Genomic DNA, 24,223 nt, shown 5'->3' on the forward strand with positions numbered 1-24,223 from the left:
TGCGCTTACTCTTGCCCCTCGTTCCTCGGGGCAAGAGTAAGCGCGAAGTTAATCGCTGAAACAATCTAAATCCTGTTTGGCAACCTTTTTAAAAGGTTGGCCCCCGGCAGGGCCGCCGGAGGCGTTTTTTTCTTGTTAGTCCCGTTTGCGGCGCTGGAGGTTGGCGGGCTCCAGGTAGAGTTTCTCGCCTGAGAGGAGCTTGGCCACGCCGTCCAGGGGTTTGTACTGCTTCTCGTTTTCCTTGCAGATGTTGCAGCGCCCGCAGTTGGAGAAGACCTCTTCGGGCTGGGTGTAGGTGGTGATGACCCCTTCGTAGTTCCGCAGGGCAAAGCGCCGGTCGGACTGGGAGAGCAGGTAGTTGGGCATCACAGGGATTTTGCCGCCGCCCCCGGGGGCATCCACCACAAAGGTGGGCACCGCCATGCCGGATGTGTGGCCGCGCAGGTTTTCGATGATCTCCATGCCCTTGGTGATGGAGGTGCGGAAGTGGGAGATGCCCATGGAGAGGTCGCACTGGTAGATGTAGTAGGGCTTTACGCGGATGCGAAGCAGCTCGTGCATGAGTTTTTTCATGATGTTGGGGCAGTCGTTGACGTCCCTTAAGAGCACGGTCTGGTTGCCCATCTGGATCCCGGCGTTGGCCAGGCGCTCACAGGCCTCCTTGGAGTCTGCGGTGATCTCGTCCGGGTGGTTGAAGTGGGTGTTCACGTAGAGGGGGTGGTACTTTTTCAGCATGTTGCACAGGTCGTCGGTGATGCGCTGGGGCATGACCACCGGGGTGCGGGATCCGATGCGGATGATCTCCACGTGGTCGATGGCTCGGACCTTTTTAAGGACGTATTCCAGGGAGTCATCCGTGAGGGTAAAGGGGTCCCCGCCGGAGATGAGCACGTCGCGCACCTCTTTGTGCTCGCGGATGTAGTCGATGCATTTGTCGATGGAGGCCCGGGAGAGGTGGGTGTCGTGGTCGCCCACCATGCGGCGCCGGGTGCAGTGGCGGCAGTTCATGGAGCAGATGTGGGTGACCAGGAGCAGCACGCGGTCGGGGTAGCGGTGGGTGAGGCCGGGAACCGGGGAGTCCACATCTTCGTGCAGGGGGTCGTCCTGGTCATCGGGGGCCACGTGGAGTTCGTTGATGGAGGGGACGGCCTGAAGGCGGATGACGCCACGGTGGTAGTCCTTCTCCATGATGGAGGCATAGTAGGGGGTGATGGCCATGGTGAATTTTTCAAGGCACTTTTCGAGATCCTGCTCCATGGATTTGTCGATGGGCATGATCTTTTTCAGGGTGGGGATGTCGGTGACAACGTTTCGTAGCTGCCACTTCCAGTTGGTCCAGTCCTCTTCGGGAACGTCCTTGTAAAGTTCGATTTCCCTGTAGTCGTGACGCTTGTACTCTTTCATGCGGTGAAAACCCTCTTGTGTGCTGTTGAGCTGACAGTGACGATTCTATGCCGACGCCGGAGGGGAGTGCGTGAGGGAGAAGGAGAGTGGGAGGAGAAGCAGCAGGAGGAAGAGCGGGTCCCTTGGCGTATTTTAATTTGTCTTATACGTAAAGCTTTTCGTACATCTCTCTGATATCGCTTGATTCTCTGACGACATTCAAGGCGATCTCAGCGTGGCCTGCGGTGTAGCCGTTGCCGATGATCATGTCCACGTCTTTGCCGATGCCTTCGGCGCCGAGGGCGGCCTTGGTAAAGGAGGTGGCCATGCTGAAAAAGTAGACAACACCCTTGTCCCGGCACATCATGATGGAGGCCAGTTCGGTGTTTTCTATGTTGACGCAGTTGATGATGACGTCGGCCAGTTTGCCGTCGGTGAGGGTGCTGATGGTGTCGTAGCAGGTGAGGGCGTCCGAGGCGTCGAGTTTGACGACGTCGTCGCAGATGCCCAGGGCTTTCAGTGAGGCCACCCCTGCATCGGAGTATTCCACACCGATGATGCGGCCGGTGACGCCTGCACGGCGCTTGGCTTCCCAGGCGCAGAGGATGCCGGATTTTCCGCCGGCACCGATGATGACGGTGGTGTCGCCCTGCTTGACAAGGCGGGCGGTCTGGGCGGGGGCGCCGCAGACATCGAGAACGGCCAGGGCCAGGGTCTCGGGCATGTCTTCGGGGAGTTTGGCGTAGAGGGAGTTTTCAAAGAGGACGGCCTTGGCCTTTACCTTGACCTGGTCGGTCTCTTTCTTCACCTCCAGGATCTCCTCGATGGCAAGGGGCGTCAGGGACAGGGAGACGAGGCTGACAATGCGGTCTCCTTCTTTAAGGGGGCAGGTCTCTTTGAGCTTTTCCCCGACGGCCTGGACAGTGCCGATGAGCATGCCGCCGGAGCCGGTGACGGGGTTGTGCATCTTGCCTCGATCGCCCACGATTTCAAGGATTTTTGCCTTGATTTTGTCGTCGTCGGCCCCCACCTCGGTCTTGATCTGGGTAAAGCTGGCAGAGTCGATGTTGAGGAACTGGACGTCGATGAGGAGTTCGTTGTCCCAGATGCGGTTTAAGTTGTTGTCGATTTTCCGGGCGGGCTGGGGAAGGACACCCTTGGGTTCCACCACCCTGTGGGCGCCGAAGGGGTTGCCGTTCTTGATCACTTCCAAAGACATGGTAACACACTCCTTACATTATTGAATAGCTGCGGTATGGTCCCCAGGATATGGGGTACGACAGTTTGAGCCGGTGTCGGTGGCCGCTCAGTTGGCCACATTGCCGCAGACCCCGTGAAAAAAGAGGTCCACATAGCTGTCGGCAATCTCCTTGATGGAGAGGGGGCCTTCCGGGTTGTACCAGTATGAGATGCCGGTACACATCTGGAGCAGGGCCCGGGAGGAGATGGTGACGTTGTCCATGGCCAGCTCCCCCTTATCTATTCCTTCCTGAAGCATATCTTTGTACAGCCGCTCGTAGCGGTCTCGCATTTTGACGATTTTTTTGTAGTTGGGGACTTCCAGGCTGCGGAGTTCGGCGTCTGCCACGTAGGTCTCGTCGGAATCCACGGTGTGGTATTCCACGTGAACGCGGATGGCTTTGCGCAGCTTTGCAAGGGGGCTCTCCTCACCTTCGATCTCCCGGGAGACCTTGGTGATGAGGTTGGTCATGGTGTACTCCATGATCATGAAGAGGATCTCTTGCTTGGAGTTGAAGTGGTGGTAGATGCTGCCGCCCTTGACGCCGGCACGCTTGGCCAGTTCCCGGAGGGTGGAGCCGCTGTAGCCTTTTTCTCGGAAGAGATGGGCGGCTTCGCGGAAGATGATGGTCTTGCGTGTGGAGATGGTCGTGGTGCTCATGGCCGGCGATCCTTGTTCTTCTGGTTGCAGATCATACGGGCGGCGAGTTGCCGATACAAAACCTAACGTTTGTTAGGTTAGTTTCATGGATCGGACAAAGTCAAGAAAAAAAGAGCAGGGAATTGCGAAATATATTATTGCTCGAAAAATAGTTGTTTTGGCATGTTTTTAGCTTGTGATTACAGAGTTTTTACGACCGTTTAAAATGATGGCCTGGCGTGGCCCTGTCTTGAACGGGTTAGGTCGGGGTTGGGCTTTTGCGAAGTATAGCTCGTAACTACCGTGTTGTTTCTTCTGTGATGCTATGGCTCTATCATTTTAAGACTCTTGACAATATTGTTGTGGCGAGATTATATATCCCTCTACCTAACGCTTGTTAGGTAATCGTGGCAGGCCATGTGCGGGGTATCCCCGGTGGTTTTGCCCGGGATCTTCTATCGGTTTTCAAGGAGATCCGAAATCCGTTTGATGCAGCCCTGATCACGAAACCATCCTTCTCAAGCCCGGCAGGCTCCCAAGGGTGACAGCCGGCATGTTCCTGGGTTTCCGGGGCGTATACCATGACGCGGTCGCGACTATTAAGGATTTGGCAGGATGAACAAAATCACGACAATGAAGGACGCTGTGGCGCGGATCGAAAGCGGGATGACCGTAATGATCGGCGGGTTTATGACGGTGGGCACCCCCGAAGCGCTGGTGGATGCCGTCGTCGAAAAAGGGGTGACGGACCTCACCGTGGTCTGCAACGATGCTGGGGTCCCGGGCAGCCATCGAGAAGCTGATCCGAAACGACATGGCTTCCTGTTTTTATGCGTCCCATGTGGGGCTCAACCCCGAGTTCGGCAAGCTGATGGCCGAGGAGAAAATCGACGCTGTTCTGGTTCCCCAGGGCACCCTGGCCGAGCGGATCCGTGCCGCAGGCGTGGGGCTCGGCGGAATTCTTACCCCCACCGGGGTGGGAACCCACGTGGAAGAGGGCAAAGAAAAGATCACCGTGGACGGCCGCGAATTTCTCCTGGAGCCGCCCATCAAAGGGGACGTGGCCCTCATCAAGGCTTTTAAGGCTGACAGGCAGGGCAACCTTGTGTTCCGCAAATCGGCCCAGAACTTCAACCCGCTCATGGCCATGGCCTGTGATTATGTGATTGTGGAAGCGGAATTCCTGGAGGACGTGGGGGCCATTGACCCGGATCACGTGATGCTGCCGGGTATTTTTGTCGACGCAGTGGTAGGAGGGTAGACAACATGGCAGAGAAAATCAGCAAGCGCGAGATGATCGTCAAGCGAATCGCAAGGGAGTTCAAGGACGGCGACGTGGTGAACCTGGGCATCGGTATGCCCACCATGGTGGCCGACCACGTCCCCGCCGATGTGGAGATTTTTCTCCAGTCCGAAAACGGTTTCATCGGCATGGGCCCCTGTCCGCCCGAAGGCCGGGATAATCTCATCAACGCCGGGAACAAGCCGGTGACCATCAAGCAGGGCGGCTGCTTTTTCGACAGCGCCACCTCCTTCGGCATCATCCGCGGCGGCCACGTGGACGCCACGGTCCTGGGAACCCTTGAGGTGGACCAGGAGGGCAACATCGCCAACTACATCATCCCCGGCAAGATGGTTCCGGGCATGGGCGGCGCCATGGACCTCTGCACCGGTGCCCGCCGCGTGATCATTGCCACCGACCATGTGAACAAAAACGGCTCTTCCAAAATCCTCAAGCGCTGCACCCTTCCCCTCACCGCCGTGGGCCAGGCAAACCTTATCGTCACGGACATGGCAGTGATGGAGGTGACCGATGCGGGGCTGGTCCTGAAAGAGGTTGCCCCGGGCCTCACCGTAGACGACGTGGTGGCACACACCGATGCCGACCTGATCATCCCCGATGAGGTGCCCGTCATGCAGGTGTGTTGACCCGGATCGCTCAGTAAGAACGCGTCCGACCTCCATAACCAGTATTCTTTGCTTCTCAGCCGCTCCCGATTATGTCGGGGGCGGCTTTTTTGATGGCGCCTATCCTGAAGCACTCGGCCACGTGTCATGCTCCGTTTGTTTATAGCCTATTCCTCTTTTGTCTGTGTGTACATGTCGGCATAACCGCCTAAATTGCCGACCCCTTTTTGTGTCATAATATCTTGCTGCTATAATTCTTGACATTCAAGTTTCCTTGTAGTTATCTGAGCAATGATTCGCGGTTGAAAATCGTCATGAACTGCTGCGAAACAGGACCATACTTTACTTGCGACAATAAGATATCCTCTGCATGGGCGGTCTCCATAAAAGACATTATTACGTTTTGCCGCCACCCAACGCCCGGCGGCGATAACCCGAGACCCTGTAGGATGGGCAAAGGCCAAGCCGAATCCATTGGAGTGGCGACACCCTTCGCGCGTTGCCGTGGGCCAGGCTGTAGACGCAACAAAGATGGGCACGCTCCGCTTTGCCCATCCTACGGCCTGCAAGCAGACGACCGGTGGCGAGAACCCGAAACCCTGTAGGATGGGCAAAGGCCAAGCCGCATCCATCGGGGTGGCGACACCTTGCGCCGTGCCCATCGGTCCTCGTAACAAAGATGGGCACGCTCCGCTTTGCCCATCCTACGGTCCGCCACCCAACGCCCGCGGCGATAACTCTCCCAAAGTACGCCTGGAATCGGCGAAGGCAAGCCGCACCCATTGGGGTGGTGACACCCTTGGCGCCGTGCCCATCGAACGTCACGAAAACCTAATTGATTTAAAATTGAATGTAGCCTGAATAATTATACTGCGTTGAATCGACTTGATTGAGAGAGGAGAAAAACATGGAAAATGGCAAGGTGGATGTCCTGAAGAAAATCGCGATGGTCGCCCTTGTTGTCGCATGCCTTGTCTTTTTGCTTTCCGGAGGGGACGAGGACGACCAAAGGCGGGCAGAGGCGAGCAACACCAAAACCGTTGCGAAAAAAGAGTCTGTCCAACCACCGCCCTTATATGAGGTAGCACCCGACGGATCATTTGAGATCAAAGAGGAGATCTACGGCGACCCGGACATTTTTGATAGCCCGAGGATTCAGTTTGTTCACACGGATCCGACGATAGAGACTGTGATTCGGTTTGGAGCGTGAAAACTGACGGGACAGATTTAAGGCGAGTGCTTTCCAATACGCAGCTTTCACCGGAGGGCGATGCGGCTACCATGGATACACCGCGGCGCTCACCCGATAATCGGTATATTTGTCTCACCCTTGATGATGACAGCCCCAACGGATTTCATAAGGTGGTTTACGATTTGAAGATGGGGAGCCGGGATGTGATAACCCAGCCACGGCCAATCAAGAAATATGGGATGGCAAAATGATTGCAAAACAATCGTTTTTTTTGGTGGTGGTGGGCTGACAAGTAAAAATGAGCGCTTAACAAAGCTCTATAAATATGACGTAAAGACAAAAGATATTACTCTCTATGATTGGTCCAATAACGTTTATTTTAGTATTAATAACTTTTTCATCTATCCACCAACAAATAAAATTGTTGCTGATGGACATGAACGGTCTATTCCCTTGAAAGATGGTGGGCTTTCGAGGCTCAGAAAATTTAGTCAAAACTTATGGCGTGTGTATTTTTAATTCCGATTGGTCCAAGCACAGGATGTTGGTCACTGATGGAGGATATTGTTTTGATATATCTCCAGATGGACAAAAGATAATTCGGGGGAATGCGTTGGATTATTTTACGGTGTATTCAACACAAAATGGTGAGATTATGTCACGCTTCGAAAGTGGACAGTATATTCCAATTTTTGCGGATTCTGATCATGCTTATCTCCAAAATACAATGGTTTTGATAAAAACAGAATTTCGGACGGTGGCTACTACTATCAAGCTGCCATTGAGCCTGGGAACTATAACACTCATCAATATTTGATGGAGGCGGTTATGCAGATAGCCAACAAGCGGATCGACGGCGCTATCAATGAAAAGCTCGTGTTAACAGGATATTTCGATGGAATAGATCGTATTTCCAAACTCGAACCGGTGAAGAATTTCTTTGTCTACAGCAATGTCAGCTATAATTCGAATATCAAAGCCCTCGACAAAAAAGATGCATCTGGTTGCCTGCACTACCAATAGCTACGGGGCCCTAAAAATACCGGTTTACCAAGACATTTGGGGGGGTAGCGCTTGGTTTAGTGGAGACCCATCATCTGGTGATGCCCCCGCCCAGGGATGATTGCACAGGCCTCGGCGGCCTACACACAGTATGAGACGAATGATTACAATTGGGCGAAGCAGATCGGGGACGCAATTCGCCAGATACCTGATTTGGAAACGATGTCCTTCGAGTCCCAGTGGATCCCTTTTGATCTTCTTCGTGAACCAAGGGACATTCCTCAAGATGGAAACGATGAGGATCGGGGTACCGAAAGTGGTACCAGAAGAAAAAAATTCATCATCACGGCATCAGAGGAATGATTTCTGCCAAAACCCGAGCTGTGTATTTTTTAGTGGATGCGAAATATGAAAAATCGTGGATAACGATTTATATCAATGGCAAAAAATATCATGATGGGACGTTTGCCAAGTTTTGCGGTGCTTCAATTTACCAAATCAAAGGGCCTGTATGGGTACATTTTTACTACGGCAGTGATAAAACCCTCCCTGTAGGGCAGTACCGCATCGACGTCGAGGTGGGCAAACGGTCAGAATCAGAGTCAAAACGCTGGCACCGGGGAACCGCCGAATCCGGCCGATACACCATTATTGATTACGTCCGCTTTCCCATAAGAAGCCACTTTACGGAGATGGACGTGATCCTGTGCGATCCGGTTTCTGCAGAAGAGGCCCTGGTCACCCAGTTTCCAGGCCAGTACATGCATCTTGTGAGGGACGCTGTTGATGAGGGGGCCGACGGTAAAAATGAGGGCGGTAAAAAGGTGCCTCCCGCCGGATTCGACAGGTGTGCGGCCATGCTCAAGCGTAAAAAAGAGATTGCAGGGCTTATTCATGGGGTGGCCTTTGCGGATTCGGGAACCAGTCTGACGTTTGCCCTGGGAAAAGCACTTCAGGACAAGAATGAAAGTAGCGGATGTTAAAACCGCTGATTCAATGGATCTCGCCTTCAGCACCATCAAAACCTGGGAGAGCATGAAATCCTTCAAGGAGTGCGGCACCCGGGTGCTCTCGTATGCCAAGGGCGACCACAAAGTAGATACCGTGCGGAGCGCGCTCAAAAAGAGTTATTTGGGGAAGGGGTTTCTCACGACCGGGCAGGAGATTGAGCATTTTGATGCCACCGTGGCTTCGAAGATAAGCAAGAGGGTTTTTCGGTTTGACCTTCCCAAGGCGAGTCAGCATATTTTGACGCCCATCAATCGGCTGATGAAGCCCGTTGAGATCGCGTCGAGCATCTCCAGTGCCATCGGAAGCCTTAAGGATTATTCATCTGCGTCCCACTCCCTTGAGGTGTCGGTGGATCAGTACCAGAACATAGTGCGGGATTATTTCAACAGGACCTTTTTCATCGATCAGGAAGAGGAGAAGGGCGGGGAGACGTTTTTTGCGGAAGAGTCCATGGAGCAGGTGTTTTACGACAGTGACCTGTTTGAGGTAACCGCCCAGTACAAGGGTCCGGTGGACACGGCGGTTGGGTACCTCCTTGCTCACCGGGACGACGTGTCGCGGGTTGTGTTTGTCAAGGGGTATACGGACTCCACGGCATCGGCGGCCCATAACCTGGAGCTTTCGTTCAGTCGGGCATCCGGGGTGAAGCAGGCCATGGTTGAAGAACTCCGCAGCCGCAAAGACGCCGGTGAAAAGCTTCACCTGAATGCTCTCTCCGATCGCATTCTCACGTTGGGGTACGGAGAAAAATACGCGGGTCAGGACACAGGGGACGAAGCCAAGAAAGCGGCCAACAGGCGGTCTGATATCCATTTGGGTGTGGGGGCCTGGTCCCAGGGTGGATTCCGTGAGGGCATGGAGTATCTTGAAAAGCAGAGAAAACTCACCGTTGCCAACATGCTGGGTATGGATAAGACCCGGAAGAAGTCGCTGTTGGCCATTTTTGATGCGGCTTTGGGCGTTGCATCCGTTGTGCCGTTGACAGCAGCCCCTGCCCTTTTCCTTGCGGCGAGCTTGGAACTGGGCAAGGCAGGGCTTCAACTTTACGACAACGCCTTTACCGTTGTGGACAACTGGATGTTTGACGGGTTGATGAAAAGGATCAAAACCCTGGAAAAGGAACTTCAGTCGTTTACCAAGAACTCCCACGGAAATACCCTTCTCATCATTGATGAGAAGGTGACAACCACAAATTTATCCGCCAATGCGTCCGTGGAGAGCATCGATTTGATGGACACCAATTTTCGTATCCGTTCCGAAGCCGTTGCCGGGTTATTCAATCTCCTCTACAGGGCACAGCTGTCGGCCTGTGAAAAGTACTGGCGGGATACCGATGAAAACCCGAAAGAGTCCCCCCTTGAACGGGTTCAGCATGAACTTCAAAAGAACCGGGTTGCCGAATACATCGCCAACTTTATTTTAAACGACGGGTGGTCCTTTCCCCTGGAGCGCCATGAACGCTCATCCCTGGCCGAGTTCTGGCAGCTTGCCGTGAACACAAAAGGCGTTGAGCAGGACGAAGAAGGTGTGCTGTCCGTTAGTTACAGGGGGAATTTCTTTCTTGATAAGGATTTTTTCTTTCTTGGCGAGGGACGCACCACGGGGCATGTCAGCTCCCCTCCCGGGAATGACGGTACACCGGATGAGCAGGCGGAGGCCCTCTCTTTTTAAGGGGCGTTACAGGGGCGGAACCCCTTATATAACCGCATCTACGGATTGCCCACGGGGTGCGCCGGCTGGACCATGTGGTGTCTGATTTCCAGAAAAATTTTCCGATACACACCATGGATTCAAAGGATGTCAAACGACTATCCGAGATGTTTGCACCCACACGTGCCGGTGAATACGGTGAGGATATCTATGAATACATGAACATCTACACCCGGCGACGTGAACAGAAAAAAGATGAAGACTGGGTACCCATGGCAACGCGGCGCCGTAGGAGTGTCTACACCAATTTGCACATGCCCGACGGATCGCCCATGGATGAGAAATATCATTTTGATGCCCTGAGCCCCTTTGATCAGGTGCGGGTGATCGTGGTGCTGAAAAAGGAGTATGCCTTAACCTGCACAGCCTCCATCCAGCTCCACAGGTGGGATGAGAACAGAGCAGGCATTAAGTTTAAAACCATCATGCGCCCCCTGACCAAGGCTGAGCTTATCACCGATGAGGAGAAAGCCTTTGAAGGCCGCATCGGATTTGTGTTTGAGCCGTTTTACCAACTGGCGTCCCAGACCGTCCGTGGCATCAAGCCCATGGCAGGGTTCTCAATGAATCTGATGCCCATGTTTCTGTACGAGGCCATGGGATTGCTGGCGAACGTTCCGTATTATCTGACGGTCATGGTTTACCATACCGCGAGAAGCAGACGGGTGATCTGTTATCCGGAAAGCCATGATGAATTCAAGTCGATGATGGAAGAAGGCAGTAGCGACGACGGGTGCTTCCATTTGACCGTTGACCCTGACAGAGCGCATGTCATCGACCCCGCATGTCTCTCTGTTCTTGAGAAAAAGATGTATGGGGATGCCGGGTACAAAACAAACGGCGACGGGCATTACCTTGTGAAAGACGAAGGCCTGTTCCTGGAAAAGGATTTTCTCAACTCTCTTACTTCTTCGGATGCGTATCCCACACTGATGGAAGACGATATCCATGCAACAATCCTTATCAAAGTTGGGGGCAGTGACTGGATGAACGGGCATATGCTTTTTCGCGACGATGGAAAGGGTGACACCAACCTCACATTGGATGATTTTACATGGGATCAGTCTGTGGAGTTCATGGTGATTGCTTCCTGTGAAAAGGTGACAGAGTCAGCCAAGGAAAACTATGAAAAGAGGGGCTTCGACTGGAAGTCCATCCCCGCAACCATTACCCTTTTTCAGGACAGTGCTTTCAATAATATCCAGGGCCCCACGTATCAAAGTGTAGGGAATATGAAGTATTTAGGCGAGGCAACCATGCGGCGAAATGACATTGAGTTCACCAACGCCTACACGGGCAAGGAAAACAAAAACGCTTCCTTTAACGAGCTCATTTCCTGGTTTGAAACACCCTCCAAGCAGATACACGCCGGAGCGCTTATGGGCTCTTGGGTGACCCTCCGTAAAAAAGATAGCGTTGACCTGACAGTAACCAAAGAGGACTTTTGTTTTAACGCGACCAAGTACGGCGAAAAGAGGGATGTTTTTGCAGCCCGGTTTAAGATGCACTACACTTCACTCCATGGTGTGCATATCAATGGGATTCGTCCCTTCGGAAAGATGATAAAGCCCGGCAAGCACTATAAGTATTTTATGGAAGTAAGCACGCCGGACAAGTCCGGTCTTCAATGTAAGCGATGCAAGATTAATAACAGGGCTTGGATGACGTGTACATTCAAATTCCCTGCACCCAGCAACTACAATACCCCAGATGACAAGAAGGCCCCGTGGAACCGTGTCCCCAGCCCGGCCAAGCCTCTTTTGTATGAGCAGGAGCCGTTGACCGCGAAAGAGTGGATCACGGATTACAGCCAGGTGATCAAACCGGTGAGGCGGGCCGGATGCATGGAACCCATTGATCCGTCTTGATCGAAACCTGAGCATTGATCTGTTTTACCAGCTCATTTTGTATAACGCGTTCCGATCAGCGTCGATAACCCTGTTTGTAGCCTTTGATGGCGCAAAGGCAAGCCTCATCCATTGGGGTGGTGGCGGCCTTGGCGCCGTGCCCATGGGCCCTCGCAGCGAAGATGGGCACGCTCCGCTTTGCCCATCCTACGGGTCGCCACCCGACGACCGGTGGCGAGAATCCGAGACCCTGTAGGATGGGCAAAGGCAAAGTCGCATCCATTCGGGTGGTGACACCTTTTGTGCCGTGCCCATCGAACGTGACGAATTTCCTGTTGAGATAAAAATAGATGCAATCTTGATGGTCTTTCCCGCCTTTAACACCTCGCATTTATGCCACCTTACGACATCTCCGGTAATTTAAAATTAGAGAAATCGCCCTTGAAGGCCCGGCTTGTTTTGTATTAAGTTTATATGATGCATTCAAATGGTCGGGGACCCCGGCTCGGTTCGGGACCGGGTGGGGGAGGGACAGGTGCTTTTTTACGGGTAGGTATCGGTGGGGGCGTTATGTTTCATCAAGGGTTTTTAAAGGCAACGGCCGGGCTTGCCCTCTATCTGACATGGCTCAATGCCATACCCCTTGAAGGTGTGCTGCTGCCATCGTGGGCCGATTCTCTGCATGTGTACCATTTCCTGTCTGTTCACACAGTGGCCCTTTTTCTTTGCTCACGGCTCCCTTCTTCATTTTTGAATGCTGTGTCTCAATACGCCTTTCTGCTGCTTGGGGTGCTCAGTGCCTCTCTTCTGGCGGTTACCTCCCACACCGCTATTCTGTTTATGGCCATGGGTGTCTTTTCAGCTCCCCTTGTGGTGGGGGTGATGAACACCTTGAGGGCCGTTCCGCAACCCCTGTTTGCATCAGCCTTTGCCTGCGTCGCAGGCAACCTGATCCCCTTGTCCGTCTACTGGCTTCCGGTGGCCTTACCCGTGAAACTCGGGGGCATGAGCGTGGTACTGTTTATCGCCGGGCTCTGGATACAGGGGGCCATCTCATTTTCACATGTCCGCTTTAAGCCCACGGCCCCGGCACCAACCCTGTGGGCGCGTCCCTTTTTGGCGGTATACCTGTTGTTCTCCGTTTTTTATGTCACCGGAGGACTCATGCACGGGTACCTCGCCCCAGCCCTTGCCGAAGCCGGGGATACGAGCCACCTTTATACCCTGGCCTACCTGGTAATGCTGCCCCTTACCGTTGTTATACTGAAAAAGTCCCATGACGCAGCCATCTACCTTGCCGTGATCCTGGGGATCGTGGCGTTTTCCATGGTGGCCTTCAACGCCCTTCTCCTGCTTCAGATAGGGATGTTCGCAAGTTATGCATCCTTCGGGGTCTTTGATCTGCTGGTCATTGCCCTGGTTATTGCCCCAAGGCGGACTCTGGCCGAACAGTTCTGCATGATGGGGTCCATGTGCGGGGGGATTTTTCTGGGCAGCCTCATCGTGTCCCTTTTCAGCCCCTATCTCTCTATTCTTATGGTGGTGGCCAACGTGGTGCTGGTGCTCACACTGGCCCTTTTTTCCCATCTGAAGATCCAGGTCCTGGTCCATCGCCACGGGAGCGGAACCGGACCAGAAAGCTGTCTCTGTGCTGTCGGATCTCCTGCCCAAAGGGATATTAAAGCGCATCTCCGATAAGGAGAAGGCTGTGCTCTCCCATGTGGTGGCGGGCAAGACCTACAAAGAGGCCGCCGAGATTGAGGGCATCGCCGAATCCACTGTGAAAACCTACATGCAGCGCCTTTTCCAGAAGTTCGATTGCAAGAATCGCAAGGAACTTCTGGAAAAGGTCTATGCCTACGGAGCCTCTTCAGAGGAGAACTCCTGCGCCCCCAAATCTATGGATTTGTCCTGAATCCCATATGAAAACCGAAGTTGTGATCGGCATCGCCTTCCTTTTCATCCACCCAAAGGAAAATTCCTTCGTGGGGATATACCCCGAAAACCCCTTCTTCGCGCGTTGCGCCGCTCATTTTGTAAAAGACCCCGTCTTCGCATTGGATTGTTGCCCCGTTGATGAGGCTTCCTAATGTGAGTGCCCCGGTTGTATCGGTTTGCCTTCCAATCAACATCATATTGCGGTGCCCTGTAAAGCTGTTGGATCCCGTGTTGATGACAAAGCCCGGGGTGATGAAATCCGCCATGGTGTTGACATTGGTGTCCGTGAAATCCGGAAAGGGTTCCGTGGGTTGTTTCACCAGCAAGGTGACCCCGGGATCGTCCGGGGAGGCATGGGGTGCCACAAGGATGGTTCCCTCGCATGTCGGAAAGACGGTCAGGTCGTTGGGGCCGGAAAGGGTCCCGTCTGCGCCGTAGGCAAGGGTGGCCGGGGTGCCATCATCGAGGTAAGCAGCCTCTTTGTTGTTGGCGTTCCAGGTAAAATGAAGGTCCGTGGGCCAGCTGTCGGTTTCGAACTCCCCAGTGTTGTTGCGCGTGAAATACATCATGGCGTAGTCTCCGTCGATGGCGGGCGTTTCCGTGCTCTTTTTGATGAAAAAGACCATGCCCGTGTCCCCGTCATTCGGGGAAACATCGCTGAGGACCATGAGGGACTTGTCCGTGTTACAGGCCCCCTCTACACCGGCGTCACCATCAACTTTCAAGATGCCTGTGTCAGAAAGGGAATAGTCATAGACCGTGCTGCCGACATCTCCGTTGTTGGTCTGTGAGATGGCGAGGGTGACGTACCCGTCCGCAATAAACCGGGCTGAGCCCCAGTTGACCTCCGAGGTCTCGTCGGTGGTGGCTGCATTGAAGTCCACCACATGGTAATCATAGCCGTATACTTTATCTGTCAGCTCAGGCATGTTGTTCAGGTTTAAGGGCGTGGTCAACGTGGCTCCGTTGGTGTCCAGGGTTGCCTCCACAATCACCTGATCCGATGTGGACTTCAGGGTCAGGGTCCCGGACGCCCCGTCGATCTCAACCCGTACAGCGTCCAAAAGAGCGTCAATGCCACGGCTGTTGGCTTGGAATTCACCGCAGATAAGATCCATGTCCTTGGCGCCGTATGCCTCCAGAAGGGGGGCCATGACCGCCTTCAGTTCATTTTGTGCCTTGGTGATCTTCGCAGCCGTCACCGTTGACAGCTGGTTCATAATGGTTGCGGGGTCGGCCCCGCCCAGAAGCGCCGAGGTGATGGCCCCGGTCAACGGTGTGATGTTGATGCACCCGAAGTCCATGGAGACCGAATAGAACGTGTCTCCATTGCCGTCGGTTACCTCCACGGCAAAAGGCGGGGTGAGATCATTGCCTGTGATGCTGTATTTTCCATTCCCGTCGGTTTTGGCGGCCAGGCGTTTCCCGGTGCTGTCCACAAGGATCACATTCGCATTGGCCATGGCAGCCCCTTTGGCTGCCACACCGGTGATGGTGCTTGACGTCGCTGGCGTGCTGACCGGGTTGTCGCTGTCGCTGTCTCCGCAGGCCATGAGGGTAAGGGCCATCAACACCATCAGCAGCCTTTTCATCCAGTTTGTCTTCCCGTGAATCTTCATAAACGTACCTCTCCAGTTGTCGGGTTTGTCTGTGTGGCTCCATGACCTTTGGAGACACCCTCAGTCAGGGCGACGATCCTTCGCCCGTATCAGGCATGCCCCATCCGTGGGTAACCTATGGGATCAGATTTCACGTTTTTAAGAAGAGGGTAAAGTCGTCCCACTGTAAACCGACATGATTTTATGTCATCCCCGGTGTCGTCTTATGTTTAAAATCAATGATTTGAGCAGAGGTGTGATGAGGTGCCTAACGGCCTTTATGCTGGTGTGGAGAAAGGATGCAAATCTTGGTACCGGCCCCATATATTGGGTTGAGAGAGACGTTAAAACCAATTTGATCATGGCTTTGGGAATGTACGGAAACCCGCGCAACGATGGGCACGCTCCGCTTTGCCCATCCTACGGGGTGACACATGGTGACCAATGGCGATAAGTCGAGAACATGTAGGATGGGCAAAGGCAAGCCGACCCCATGGGGGTGACGACATCCTCGGCGCCGTGCCCATCATGTGTAATGAAGATATCCATGCTGTGTGGGGAACTCAAATTCATGATGGCTGGGGGAGTGAATGGCACCCGCGCAACGATGGGCACGCTCCGCTTTGCCCATCCTACGGGGTGACACATGGCGACCAATGGCGATAAGCCGAGAGCATGTAGGATGGGCAAAGGCAAGCCCGCCCCATTGGAGTGGCGACACACCTGGCGCCGTGCCCATCACGTACACCGAAGATATCCATGCTGCGGAACCCAAATTCATGATGGCTGGGGGAATGTACGGTACCCGCGCAACGATGGGCACGCTCCGCTTTGCCCATCCTACGGGGTGACACATGGCGACCAATGGCGATAAGCCGAGCATGTAGGATGGGCAAAGGCAAGCCCGCCCCATTGGAATGGCGACACACCTGGTGCCGTGCCCATCACGTTCACCGAAGATATCCATGCTGTGTGGGTAACCCAATTTCATGATGGCTTTGGCAATGTACGGCGCAACCCGCGCAACGATGGGCACGCTCCGCTTTGCCCATCCTACGGGGTGACATATGGCAACCAATGGCGATAAGCCGAGAACATGTAGGATGGCCCGCTCCATTGGAATGGCGACACCCTCGGCGCCGTGCCCATCGCGTGCAGCGATGAACACCTCACCGGAACGTGGCCCGCCACCACAATGGAGCGCCGCACTCCCGTGCGGCTTTTTTATGTCTTGGACTTACCTTTTCTCTTTAAAGCCCGGCCCATGGAAAACCCGAACCGGGTTGCCCCGCTCAAGGGTGGTGTGGCTTTCCCATTGGGCGTGCTGGGCAGCCATGCTTGCCTTATCGTTTCTTGCTTGAAGCAGCGCCTTCAGCCGGGCCAGGGCAAGCTTCTTGTTGAGATGCTGGGACCGCTCTTCCTGGGCCACGGCCACCAGCCGGGAGGGGAGGTGGGTGATGCGAATCGCCGTGTTGGATGTGTTGACGTGTTGCCCGCCGGGCCCCGAAGCCCTCATGGTGTCGATTCTCAGGTCTTTATCCCGGAAATCCGTCTCTTCAGGGGGCGTGACAGCGTAAATACCCACAAACCAGTTTTTCCGCTTGTGCCCGGGCCGAAAAGGGCTCTGCCCGATCCATTGAATGGTTCCGGCCCAGGAGGCGACAAACCCTTCAATGTCCGGGCCATCCAGGGAGAGGAGGGCCGACTTCAGGGTGCCGGGCCGTGGCCCCGGGATTGTTTCCAGGGTGACGACCTTGATATGACGCGCCCTGGCATCGCCGGAAAACCGTTTCATTACATGGTGGGAGGCGTAGCAGCACTCTGCCGGGCCTTTGCCTGCGGTGATCTGTATCCAGGTGCTCATGCCTGCACCTCCCGGGTTTTGTATGTGATGAGGGGCTTCAGGGTGGCCACAACGGTGATGAGGCCCGCCTCCAGCATGTCCTGTATGACCACGTCGATGTTTTTGTAGGCCTGGGGCGCTTCTTCGTAAAGCAGGGCTCTGTTCTTGCAGATCACCCGGCTTCCCAGGGCGGTCTGCGTAAGGGCCTCCAGAGTGTACCTGTTTTGGAGGCGGCCTTTGCTTTCACTTCGTTTCCATTTGCGGCCTGCGCCGTGGGCCAGGGAAAACCCGTGCATCTCGTTGGGGGCCGTGGGGAACACAAGGTAGCTCAGGCTACCCCGGGAACCCGGGATCACCACCAGCCCCGGCGGGACGGGGCTGCGCCTTTGCGGTGGAGCCAACCGGCTTGTCCCTGGATGGTCTGAGGTGTGAGGCTGTTGTGGCAGATATCGAGGATACGATCTCCCCGTGTGCCCAGGGCCGATAAGAACCGATGGGCAATGATGGCTCGATTGACGCGTGCCCAGGCCAGGGCGTGGTCGTGCTGCCGAAGGTAGGCCGCGGCATTTTCTGACCCTTCTTCAAGGCCGTTGTTTTTGTACACAGCCACATGCCGCCTCAGAATGGACTCCCCAAGGCCCCGCGAACCGCTGTGAACCAGCAGTATCAATGCGCCTTTGGACAAGCCTGCCTTATGGAAAAGTGCGTCGTCTTCAATGGTATTGACGGTCTGCAATTCGGCAAAATGGTTTCCGCCGCCAATGGTGCCCAGGGCCGGGTCCCATTCGCCTTGCGTCAGGTGCTCTTCATCAAGAAAAGGCGCGGGGTCTCCGTTCCACGGTGCATCCAGCCCGGTTAGTTTTTTAACCCAGCGATCCCGTTTGATTTTGTTGTGCCTCAGGTCGGTTTGCCACAGCCCCATGCCGCATCCGATATCATTGCCGATGAGGAAGGGGTAGAGGGTGGTGAGGGTGAAAAAGGCCGCCCCCACAGGGGTTCCTTTTCCAGGGTGAAGGTCCGGCAGGCCAATGGCCATCCTCATGCCGGGAAGTGTTGCGGTGGTGTTCAGTTGCTGAAGGGCAGCCCCTTCAATCCAGTTTTTTTCGGAGGCGATGACACGAATGATCGCCGATGTCTCTGATGTGCCCATGGGACTCCATAGTATTTTTTTGAACGCTTTGTTTCATTGGGTCGGTTTGCCGTATGGTGTTGACTCGATTTGCATGCATCGTCATAAGACCTCCTTTTTCGATAAAATCGATGTGAATGGTTCGTGGGTGAGTGGGGGCAACAGGGTCGCTGACCTGCGTTGTCTCCGGTTTTCTCCGATGGGCCTGCAACCCATGTGGGCGCGACTTTACGTTATTATCACATGTTTTTCAACGAAATAGAGCGCGTTACCTCACGCATGATACCCGCTTGTTGCCACCCACCGCTTTTCCTATCACCTATCACCTATATTACCTGTGACCTGTCTTGTTCTCTTTCATCCGTCCCTGTTCTTCCCGGTAAATCGCTACAATCCGGTCGATTTTCTCGTATTGGCGCGCCAGAAGATCTTCGGCGATGGTTCGGATGCCCCATTTTTTGAAATCGATCTGCAGGCCGTTGCCGCCAGGGTCTTCGGCACCGTCCAGCTCGCTGAAAAAAACGCCTACGGATGTCAGCAGGCGGTGGATATCTTTGATGGCGTCGCAAAGCTCCGGGATCTCTTTCCCGGAGAACATGGGTGAGGTCATGACAGGCCTCCTTGGTGTGTGGTGATTAAGCATGTTTGGGTAGGGTGCATTCTATGCACTAGAACCGTTGCCTGGTATTCACCCGGATAAGGGGAATCATGAAGGGCGTCTCTCTATCCATTCTACGCTGTGACGCCCGGCTTGGAAGGGCCAGGGTGCCCCGAGAATGCGCGCAACTGTGGCTCCTTGCTCATTTCCTTCTTCTGGAAAGAGGAAATCAACGCATCGCGTGAGGAAAATGAGTGGATGTCCAGGCACGACATATCAATGCGTACCCATAGGCAAAGGGTGCGAAAGAAAAGTGCCTCTTCGGTGAGGTCAGGCGCAGGAGACCCGTAAATCGCCAATAAAGACGGGCCTGGAGGAGATCGAACAGAGATCCGAAGAGGCGCTTCCCCCTCCCGTTAATCAGGAACGCACGCCTTTAGCGGCCATCTGTTGCGACACACATGTGGTGTGAAAAGGTGCGGGTTACCGCGTGATGAGGAAAATACGACTTGAAAAGGGGGTGGGTGTGGTGTAAAAAACCGTGTAGCCATGACGACCTCCATGAAAGGTTGTTTTGGTCAGGCCTGGCAGGATGTTAGCGCATCCTGTCGGGTCGCTCTTCATTGCGTCAATAACTAGTTATTACCACCCACGATAGTTTCTTCCTTTCAAGATGTCAATGCTTTTTATCTGAAAAATCCCCATATTGTTTCAAATTGGTATGAAAAAGCCTGGAAAACAGCTTTCTGATGGCGATGTTTGTGATCTCTGGTTACGGATTGGGATTAGAAAGCCCTACGCATCAGGCTTCGACAGAAATTTTTGCCCTCAATGCAAAGCCAGGCTCCGCCAGATGCTCAGCAACCTTTACCTCTGTCGATTACAGCTTTTAACCCTGGGTATGCCATTCAATCGTGTGTAATTGATTCCTGAAATTAGTCCATTTTGGAAAAAAGTTACCACATAAAACAACGATAGCCCTGAATTAGAACATAAAAATTTGTTTTATTTGAAAAAGCATGGCACAAGGAACATATTGATCTAAAAAAGCAGGATGTTGCCTATTTTTGTCATGTTTCTGTAGCTACCCGAAATAGGGTTTGTTATGTCATATACTGATCTCTGATTTTCATTTAGGCTGAAAGGATTTGGTCTTGTTGTGAGTTTCGCCGGAACTTTTTCCAGAAAGCCGGCGTCTCAATTATATAGAGACACGTGAATTCGTGGACGTAAATATTCAAGTAAAAAGTGAGGCTTGCTGGGGCACCCTTGAATATGAATTGTAAAAGGATTTTGTATGCTCGTTTATTCAACATCAAAGAAACGTTTTATATCCGATGTATTATCAAATTGTATTGAAGATAAAATTTTAGCTGCATTTAAAAATAACTTTGGATACGGTACAAGCAAGAATGAAATTTTATCATGGAAAAATTCGCTGGTTTACATGAATAATGTTCTTGCATTGTCTTCAATACCTGATGATGCAGGTGTTTCAATTGAGTATACAATTCTCAGTCATCGAAGCGAATTGATTTTATTTTAACGGGTAGAGATCAAGATCGTAAGGATTCTGTTGTAATTGTAGAGCTGAAGCAGTGGGAAAATGCTTTATTAAGCTCCAAGGATGGCGTGGTTGAGACCTTTTTGAATAAAGGTGTTAGAGATGTTGAACATCCCTCTTATCAAGCGTGGACATATGCTGCATTACTTCATGATTTTAATGAAACAGTTCGTGATGAAAATATTAAGTTAAGGCCTTGTGCTTATCTTCATAATTGCACCAGTTATGATGTGATCAAAAATTCACACTATGCCGAGTATATAAAAAAAGCACCTGTTTTTTTGAAGTATGATGCAGAGTTGCTCGCATCTTGGATAGAGAGGTATGTTAAGTACGGCGATGCAGGAAGGATAATGTATCGTATCGAAAATGGAAAAATTAGTCCATCAAAGCATTTAGCTGAAAAACTTGACTCTATGCTAAGGGGAAATGCTGAATTTATAATGATTGACGATCAAAAAATTGTATATGAAACGGTTTTGGAGTTGTCAAAAAACGCGACTGGTGAACAAAAATCGGTTCTGATAATTGAAGGAGGACCAGGAACGGGTAAGTCTGTTGTTGCCATTAATCTTCTAGTTGAACTTACTAATCAAAGAAGATGGTTCAGTACGTCACGAAGAATGCAGCTCCGAGAGCTGTTTATTCTAGCAAATTTGAAAGGCTCTTTAAAAAAAAATTACATAGATAACATGTTCAAAGGCTCTGGCTCGTATACAAAAAGTCAAACTAATGAATTGGATGTTTTAGTTGTAGACGAAGCTCATCGGCTGAATGCTAAATCTGGAATGTATCAAAACCTTGGTGAGAATCAAATTAAGGAAATAATCAATGCGGCAAAGGTGAGCGTTTTTTTTATTGATGAAAATCAAAGGGTCACGTTTAAAGATATCGGTTGTAATGCGGAGATCATACGTTGGGCGCAACGCCTTGGTGCAAGTGTACGCTCTTTAAAGTTAAAGTCTCTCAATTCAGGTGTAATGGATCGGATGGGTATTTAGCGTGGATAGATAATGCTCTTCAAATACAAGAGACAGCAAATACAAATATTTCTGAATTAAATTATGAAATTGAAGTGTTAGACTCGCCGGTTCGTTTAAGAGATATAATATTTAGGAAGAATAAATTTACGAATAAAGCAAGACTTGTAGCTGGTTATTGTTGGAATTGGATTTCAAAAAGATCCTCTGTCGAGGAATATGATATTTCATTTCCTGAATATGATTTTGCTATGAAGTGGAACTTGGCTACGGATGGAAATTTATGGCTTATTAAGCCCGAATCGGTTAGCGAAATTGGATGTATTCATACTTGCCAGGGACTTGAACTTGATTATATAGGAGTGATCATAGGACCAGATTTAGTTGTTCGCAATGGTGAAGTGATTGCAAGGCCAGAATATCGTGCTAAAACAGATGCTTCACTAAGGGGCTATAAAAAACTTAAGAAAAAGGACCCTGAATCTGCGAATAAACAAGCTTCAGAAATCATAAAGAATACTTATAGAACGTTAATGACACGAGGCCAAAAAGGGTGCTATATTTATTGCACAGATCAAGAGACGTCCACCTATTTTCAGAATCTTATTCATCATGAATGTGTCATGGATGAGCTCAAATCGACGGACATAATTGACTTATATCCTGGATTAAACCTTCCTATTTTAGCAGATAATGAAGTTTTTAAGAATACTAATGCAGTACCTGTTTACGACTTAAAGGCTGCTGCAGGTTTGTTTAGTGGGAATCAAGTCGTTCGTGACTATTGTTGGGTTTTGCTTCCAGATTATATAAAGCCGAATTCAGATTACTTTGTTTTACAGGTTGTTGGCGAATCTATGAACAAACGTATTCCTAACAAATCATGGTGTCTATTCAAAAAGGTCCGGTGGGAAGTAGGCAGGAAAATTGTTTTGGTTCAGCATCAAGATATATTTGATGAAGATCTTGGTGGGCAATATACAGTAAAGCGTTACTCCAGTGAAAAAATAGTAAGTGAAGATGGGGCATGGTTTCATTCAAAGATAACTCTTAAGCCAGAAACAACAGTATTTGGGTATGATGAAATTGTTATTGATAGTAATGACTTTGATGAAATAAATATAATTGCTGAGTTTGTGTGTGTGATAAGTTGATATATTTTGGCGCATAAGTGTTTATGCAGTACTTTTCTGTCTTTATGTGAGACTATGAAGAAGAATAGATAAATAGAAGATGTTATAGCGATGAAAACAGCACGAATCAGCTGTACTGGAGCGCCGCACTCCTGTGCGGCTTTTTTGTGCCGGACGGTTATGCCGCACAGAGTGCGGCGCTCCAAGGATATTGTTCCCTTCGTCAAAGGATGCCGGTTTCCGATTACCCAATTTTTATCTACATGACCTGCTGTGGTGGCGCTTTTATGTGCTGCATAGTACGTTTGTATTGTTATTTTGGTTTCGGTGCCTTGCGATCATCGGGTTTGTTGGTCTTGTCGCTGGATACGATTGCTATCGATGAGTCAAGTCGGGGCGCTTTGTCGGGCTGCGAGGTGCCCTTTGAGGTGATGAATGGCGTGGGAGATTGGGTAAAGATGGGCACGCTCCGCTTTGCCCATCCTACGTATGACGCACGGTGACCGGTGGCGATGGTTCGCGGCCTGCATGCCCCTTGCGCTGTCGGCCCTGTCTGTTTTATTGTGTTTCCGTCTTCTTTCTTTTCGATTTTGCTTCAGGGAGGTTGCCTGTGTCCAATCTGATTCCCATGGCCATTGCGTATGATTTTGACGGAACCCTGTCTCCGGGGAACATGCAGGAGTATGACTTTATTCCGAGGCTGAAGGTGGCGTCCCGGGATTTCTGGGCGGAGGTGGATGCGTATGCCCGGGAGCAGGATGCCGACCAGATCCTTGCGTACATGGGGCTGATGCTCAAAAAAGCCCGGCAGCATGAGGTGCCGGTAAGGCGGGAAGATTTTCATGCTTTCGGGGCGGGTATCGAGCTGTTTGACGGGGTGGAAGGGTGGTTTGATCGCATCAACACTTACGGGGCGGAGAAGGGGGTGAAGGTGTGCCACTACATTGTCTCGTCCGGGCTGCGGGAGATGATCCGCGGGACGGTGATCGCGGGGTGCTTTGACGCCATCTTTGCCTCGGGGTTCATGTACGACCACCACGGCATCGCAAGCTGGCCGGCCCTGGCCGTGAATTACACCACCAAGACGCAATACCTTTTTCGCATCAACAAAGGGAGCCTGGATGTCTATGACAACTCCCTCATCAACAAACGCATGCCCCGGGAAGACCGGGTGGTTCCCTTTTCCAACATGATTTTTATCGGGGACGGGGAGACGGATATTCCGTGCATGCGGGTGGTGACAAGCATGGGAGGCAATGCCATTGCGGCCTATGCGCCGGGGAGCAACGGAGCAAAGAGTCGGGCCGCCGGACTGGTGGACGACGGGCGCGCCACCCTTATTGCCCCGGCAGATTACACGGACGGCAGCCCCATGGATCGGAGCGTCAAGGCCATGGTGGACAAGGTGGCGGAAAATGGGAATGTGAAAGCCGTGGGGATAAAACAGGCTGACGAATAGGACTTTGTGAGGAGCCTCCGGCAGGGGCGCCGGAGGCTTGAAAGGATCG

General features: G+C 52.1%; 21 protein-coding genes and 1 pseudogene. 14 read left to right on the forward strand and 8 right to left on the reverse strand.

Annotation, left to right across the window (positions count from 1 at the left end; all coding sequences use genetic code 11):
* Positions 1 to 135 precede the first annotated feature (135 nt).
* The 3 genes from kamA to ACOYW1_RS10870 all read right to left on the reverse strand — a co-directional run bounded on the left by kamA (position 136) and on the right by ACOYW1_RS10870 (position 3,283).
* Complete coding sequence (kamA, locus tag ACOYW1_RS10860) at positions 136 to 1,404, reverse strand: lysine 2,3-aminomutase (RefSeq protein WP_482416431.1); 1,269 nt, start codon at positions 1,402 to 1,404, stop codon at positions 136 to 138.
* A gap of 142 nt (positions 1,405 to 1,546) precedes the next feature.
* Entirely contained in the window at positions 1,547 to 2,602 is a 1,056-nt protein-coding gene (kdd, locus tag ACOYW1_RS10865) for an L-erythro-3,5-diaminohexanoate dehydrogenase (RefSeq protein ID WP_482422803.1), read from the reverse strand.
* An 87-nt stretch (positions 2,603 to 2,689) separates the two neighbouring features.
* Entirely contained in the window at positions 2,690 to 3,283 is a 594-nt protein-coding gene (locus ACOYW1_RS10870) for a TetR/AcrR family transcriptional regulator (protein WP_482422804.1), read from the reverse strand.
* 654 nt (positions 3,284 to 3,937) lie between these two features.
* On the opposite strand from ACOYW1_RS10870, the pseudogene ACOYW1_RS10875 reads away from it, so the two are divergent.
* The 10 genes and pseudogenes from ACOYW1_RS10875 to ACOYW1_RS10920 form a co-directional block, all read left to right on the forward strand.
* Positions 3,938 to 3,991 (forward strand): annotated as a pseudogene (locus ACOYW1_RS10875) (hypothetical protein); the annotation flags it as partial.
* A gap of 40 nt (positions 3,992 to 4,031) precedes the next feature.
* On the forward strand, positions 4,032 to 4,523 hold the full coding sequence (locus ACOYW1_RS10880) for a CoA transferase subunit A (protein ID WP_482422805.1): 492 nt from the start codon (positions 4,032 to 4,034) through the stop codon (positions 4,521 to 4,523).
* Between the two features lie 5 nt (positions 4,524 to 4,528).
* Positions 4,529 to 5,191, forward strand: a complete 663-nt coding sequence (locus ACOYW1_RS10885) for a 3-oxoacid CoA-transferase subunit B (protein WP_482422806.1) — start codon at positions 4,529 to 4,531, stop codon at positions 5,189 to 5,191.
* Positions 5,192 to 6,077: 886 nt separating this feature from the next.
* Positions 6,078 to 6,380 carry a hypothetical protein gene (locus tag ACOYW1_RS10890; protein ID WP_482422807.1) on the forward strand — a complete coding sequence of 101 codons (303 nt, stop codon included), beginning with the start codon at positions 6,078 to 6,080 and terminating at the stop codon, positions 6,378 to 6,380.
* Between the two features lie 810 nt (positions 6,381 to 7,190).
* Positions 7,191 to 7,385 (forward strand): hypothetical protein, encoded by a 195-nt coding sequence (locus ACOYW1_RS10895; protein ID WP_482422808.1) that lies wholly within the window; start codon positions 7,191 to 7,193, stop codon positions 7,383 to 7,385.
* Positions 7,386 to 7,723: 338 nt separating this feature from the next.
* Positions 7,724 to 8,347, forward strand: coding sequence for a hypothetical protein (locus ACOYW1_RS10900; RefSeq protein WP_482422809.1), 624 nt, complete (start codon positions 7,724 to 7,726; stop codon positions 8,345 to 8,347).
* Positions 8,328 to 10,046, forward strand: coding sequence for an OmpA family protein (locus tag ACOYW1_RS10905; protein ID WP_482422810.1), 1,719 nt, complete (start codon positions 8,328 to 8,330; stop codon positions 10,044 to 10,046). The genes ACOYW1_RS10900 and ACOYW1_RS10905 overlap by 20 nt, the downstream gene beginning before the upstream one ends.
* Before the next feature lie 77 nt (positions 10,047 to 10,123).
* On the forward strand, positions 10,124 to 11,953 hold the full coding sequence (locus tag ACOYW1_RS10910; protein WP_482422811.1) for a hypothetical protein: 1,830 nt from the start codon (positions 10,124 to 10,126) through the stop codon (positions 11,951 to 11,953).
* A 738-nt stretch (positions 11,954 to 12,691) separates the two neighbouring features.
* Positions 12,692 to 13,630 carry a hypothetical protein gene (locus ACOYW1_RS10915; RefSeq protein ID WP_482422812.1) on the forward strand — a complete coding sequence of 313 codons (939 nt, stop codon included), beginning with the start codon at positions 12,692 to 12,694 and terminating at the stop codon, positions 13,628 to 13,630.
* The gene (locus ACOYW1_RS10920; RefSeq protein WP_482422813.1) at positions 13,581 to 13,847 is read left to right on the forward strand and encodes a helix-turn-helix transcriptional regulator; all 267 of its coding nucleotides are present in this window, start codon (positions 13,581 to 13,583) and stop codon (positions 13,845 to 13,847) included. Before ACOYW1_RS10915 ends, ACOYW1_RS10920 begins: the two co-directional genes overlap by 50 nt.
* Here ACOYW1_RS10920 and ACOYW1_RS10925 read toward each other — a convergent pair.
* The 5 genes from ACOYW1_RS10925 to ACOYW1_RS10945 all read right to left on the reverse strand — a co-directional run bounded on the left by ACOYW1_RS10925 (position 13,831) and on the right by ACOYW1_RS10945 (position 19,050).
* Complete coding sequence (locus ACOYW1_RS10925; RefSeq protein ID WP_482422814.1) at positions 13,831 to 15,489, reverse strand: hypothetical protein; 1,659 nt, start codon at positions 15,487 to 15,489, stop codon at positions 13,831 to 13,833. The two genes, ACOYW1_RS10920 and ACOYW1_RS10925, sit on opposite strands and share 17 nt — an antisense overlap.
* A gap of 1,216 nt (positions 15,490 to 16,705) precedes the next feature.
* Complete coding sequence (gene prfH, locus ACOYW1_RS10930; protein ID WP_482422815.1) at positions 16,706 to 17,332, reverse strand: peptide chain release factor H; 627 nt, start codon at positions 17,330 to 17,332, stop codon at positions 16,706 to 16,708.
* Positions 17,329 to 17,670, reverse strand: a complete 342-nt coding sequence (locus ACOYW1_RS10935) for an RtcB family protein (protein ID WP_482422816.1) — start codon at positions 17,668 to 17,670, stop codon at positions 17,329 to 17,331. The genes prfH and ACOYW1_RS10935 overlap by 4 nt, the downstream gene beginning before the upstream one ends.
* Complete coding sequence (locus ACOYW1_RS10940) at positions 17,664 to 18,461, reverse strand: RNA ligase RtcB family protein (RefSeq protein ID WP_482422817.1); 798 nt, start codon at positions 18,459 to 18,461, stop codon at positions 17,664 to 17,666. Before ACOYW1_RS10940 ends, ACOYW1_RS10935 begins: the two co-directional genes overlap by 7 nt.
* Before the next feature lie 310 nt (positions 18,462 to 18,771).
* Positions 18,772 to 19,050, reverse strand: coding sequence for a hypothetical protein (locus ACOYW1_RS10945; protein ID WP_482416422.1), 279 nt, complete (start codon positions 19,048 to 19,050; stop codon positions 18,772 to 18,774).
* A gap of 1,285 nt (positions 19,051 to 20,335) precedes the next feature.
* On the opposite strand from ACOYW1_RS10945, the gene ACOYW1_RS10950 reads away from it, so the two are divergent.
* From ACOYW1_RS10950 to ACOYW1_RS10965, 4 genes are all read left to right on the forward strand, one after another.
* A complete protein-coding gene (locus ACOYW1_RS10950) occupies positions 20,336 to 20,584 on the forward strand; it encodes a hypothetical protein (protein WP_482422818.1) in 249 nt (82 codons plus the stop codon).
* Between the two features lie 86 nt (positions 20,585 to 20,670).
* The gene (locus ACOYW1_RS10955) at positions 20,671 to 21,603 is read left to right on the forward strand and encodes a DNA/RNA helicase domain-containing protein (RefSeq protein ID WP_482422819.1); all 933 of its coding nucleotides are present in this window, start codon (positions 20,671 to 20,673) and stop codon (positions 21,601 to 21,603) included.
* Positions 21,519 to 22,736: a DNA/RNA helicase domain-containing protein gene (locus tag ACOYW1_RS10960; RefSeq protein WP_482422820.1), complete on the forward strand. Its 1,218-nt coding sequence runs from the start codon at positions 21,519 to 21,521 to the stop codon at positions 22,734 to 22,736. Before ACOYW1_RS10955 ends, ACOYW1_RS10960 begins: the two co-directional genes overlap by 85 nt.
* 589 nt (positions 22,737 to 23,325) lie before the next feature.
* Positions 23,326 to 24,174: an HAD family hydrolase gene (locus ACOYW1_RS10965; RefSeq protein WP_482422821.1), complete on the forward strand. Its 849-nt coding sequence runs from the start codon at positions 23,326 to 23,328 to the stop codon at positions 24,172 to 24,174.
* Positions 24,175 to 24,223 lie beyond the last annotated feature (49 nt).

Source organism: Desulfoluna sp. CYM3A (genome assembly GCF_056829965.1).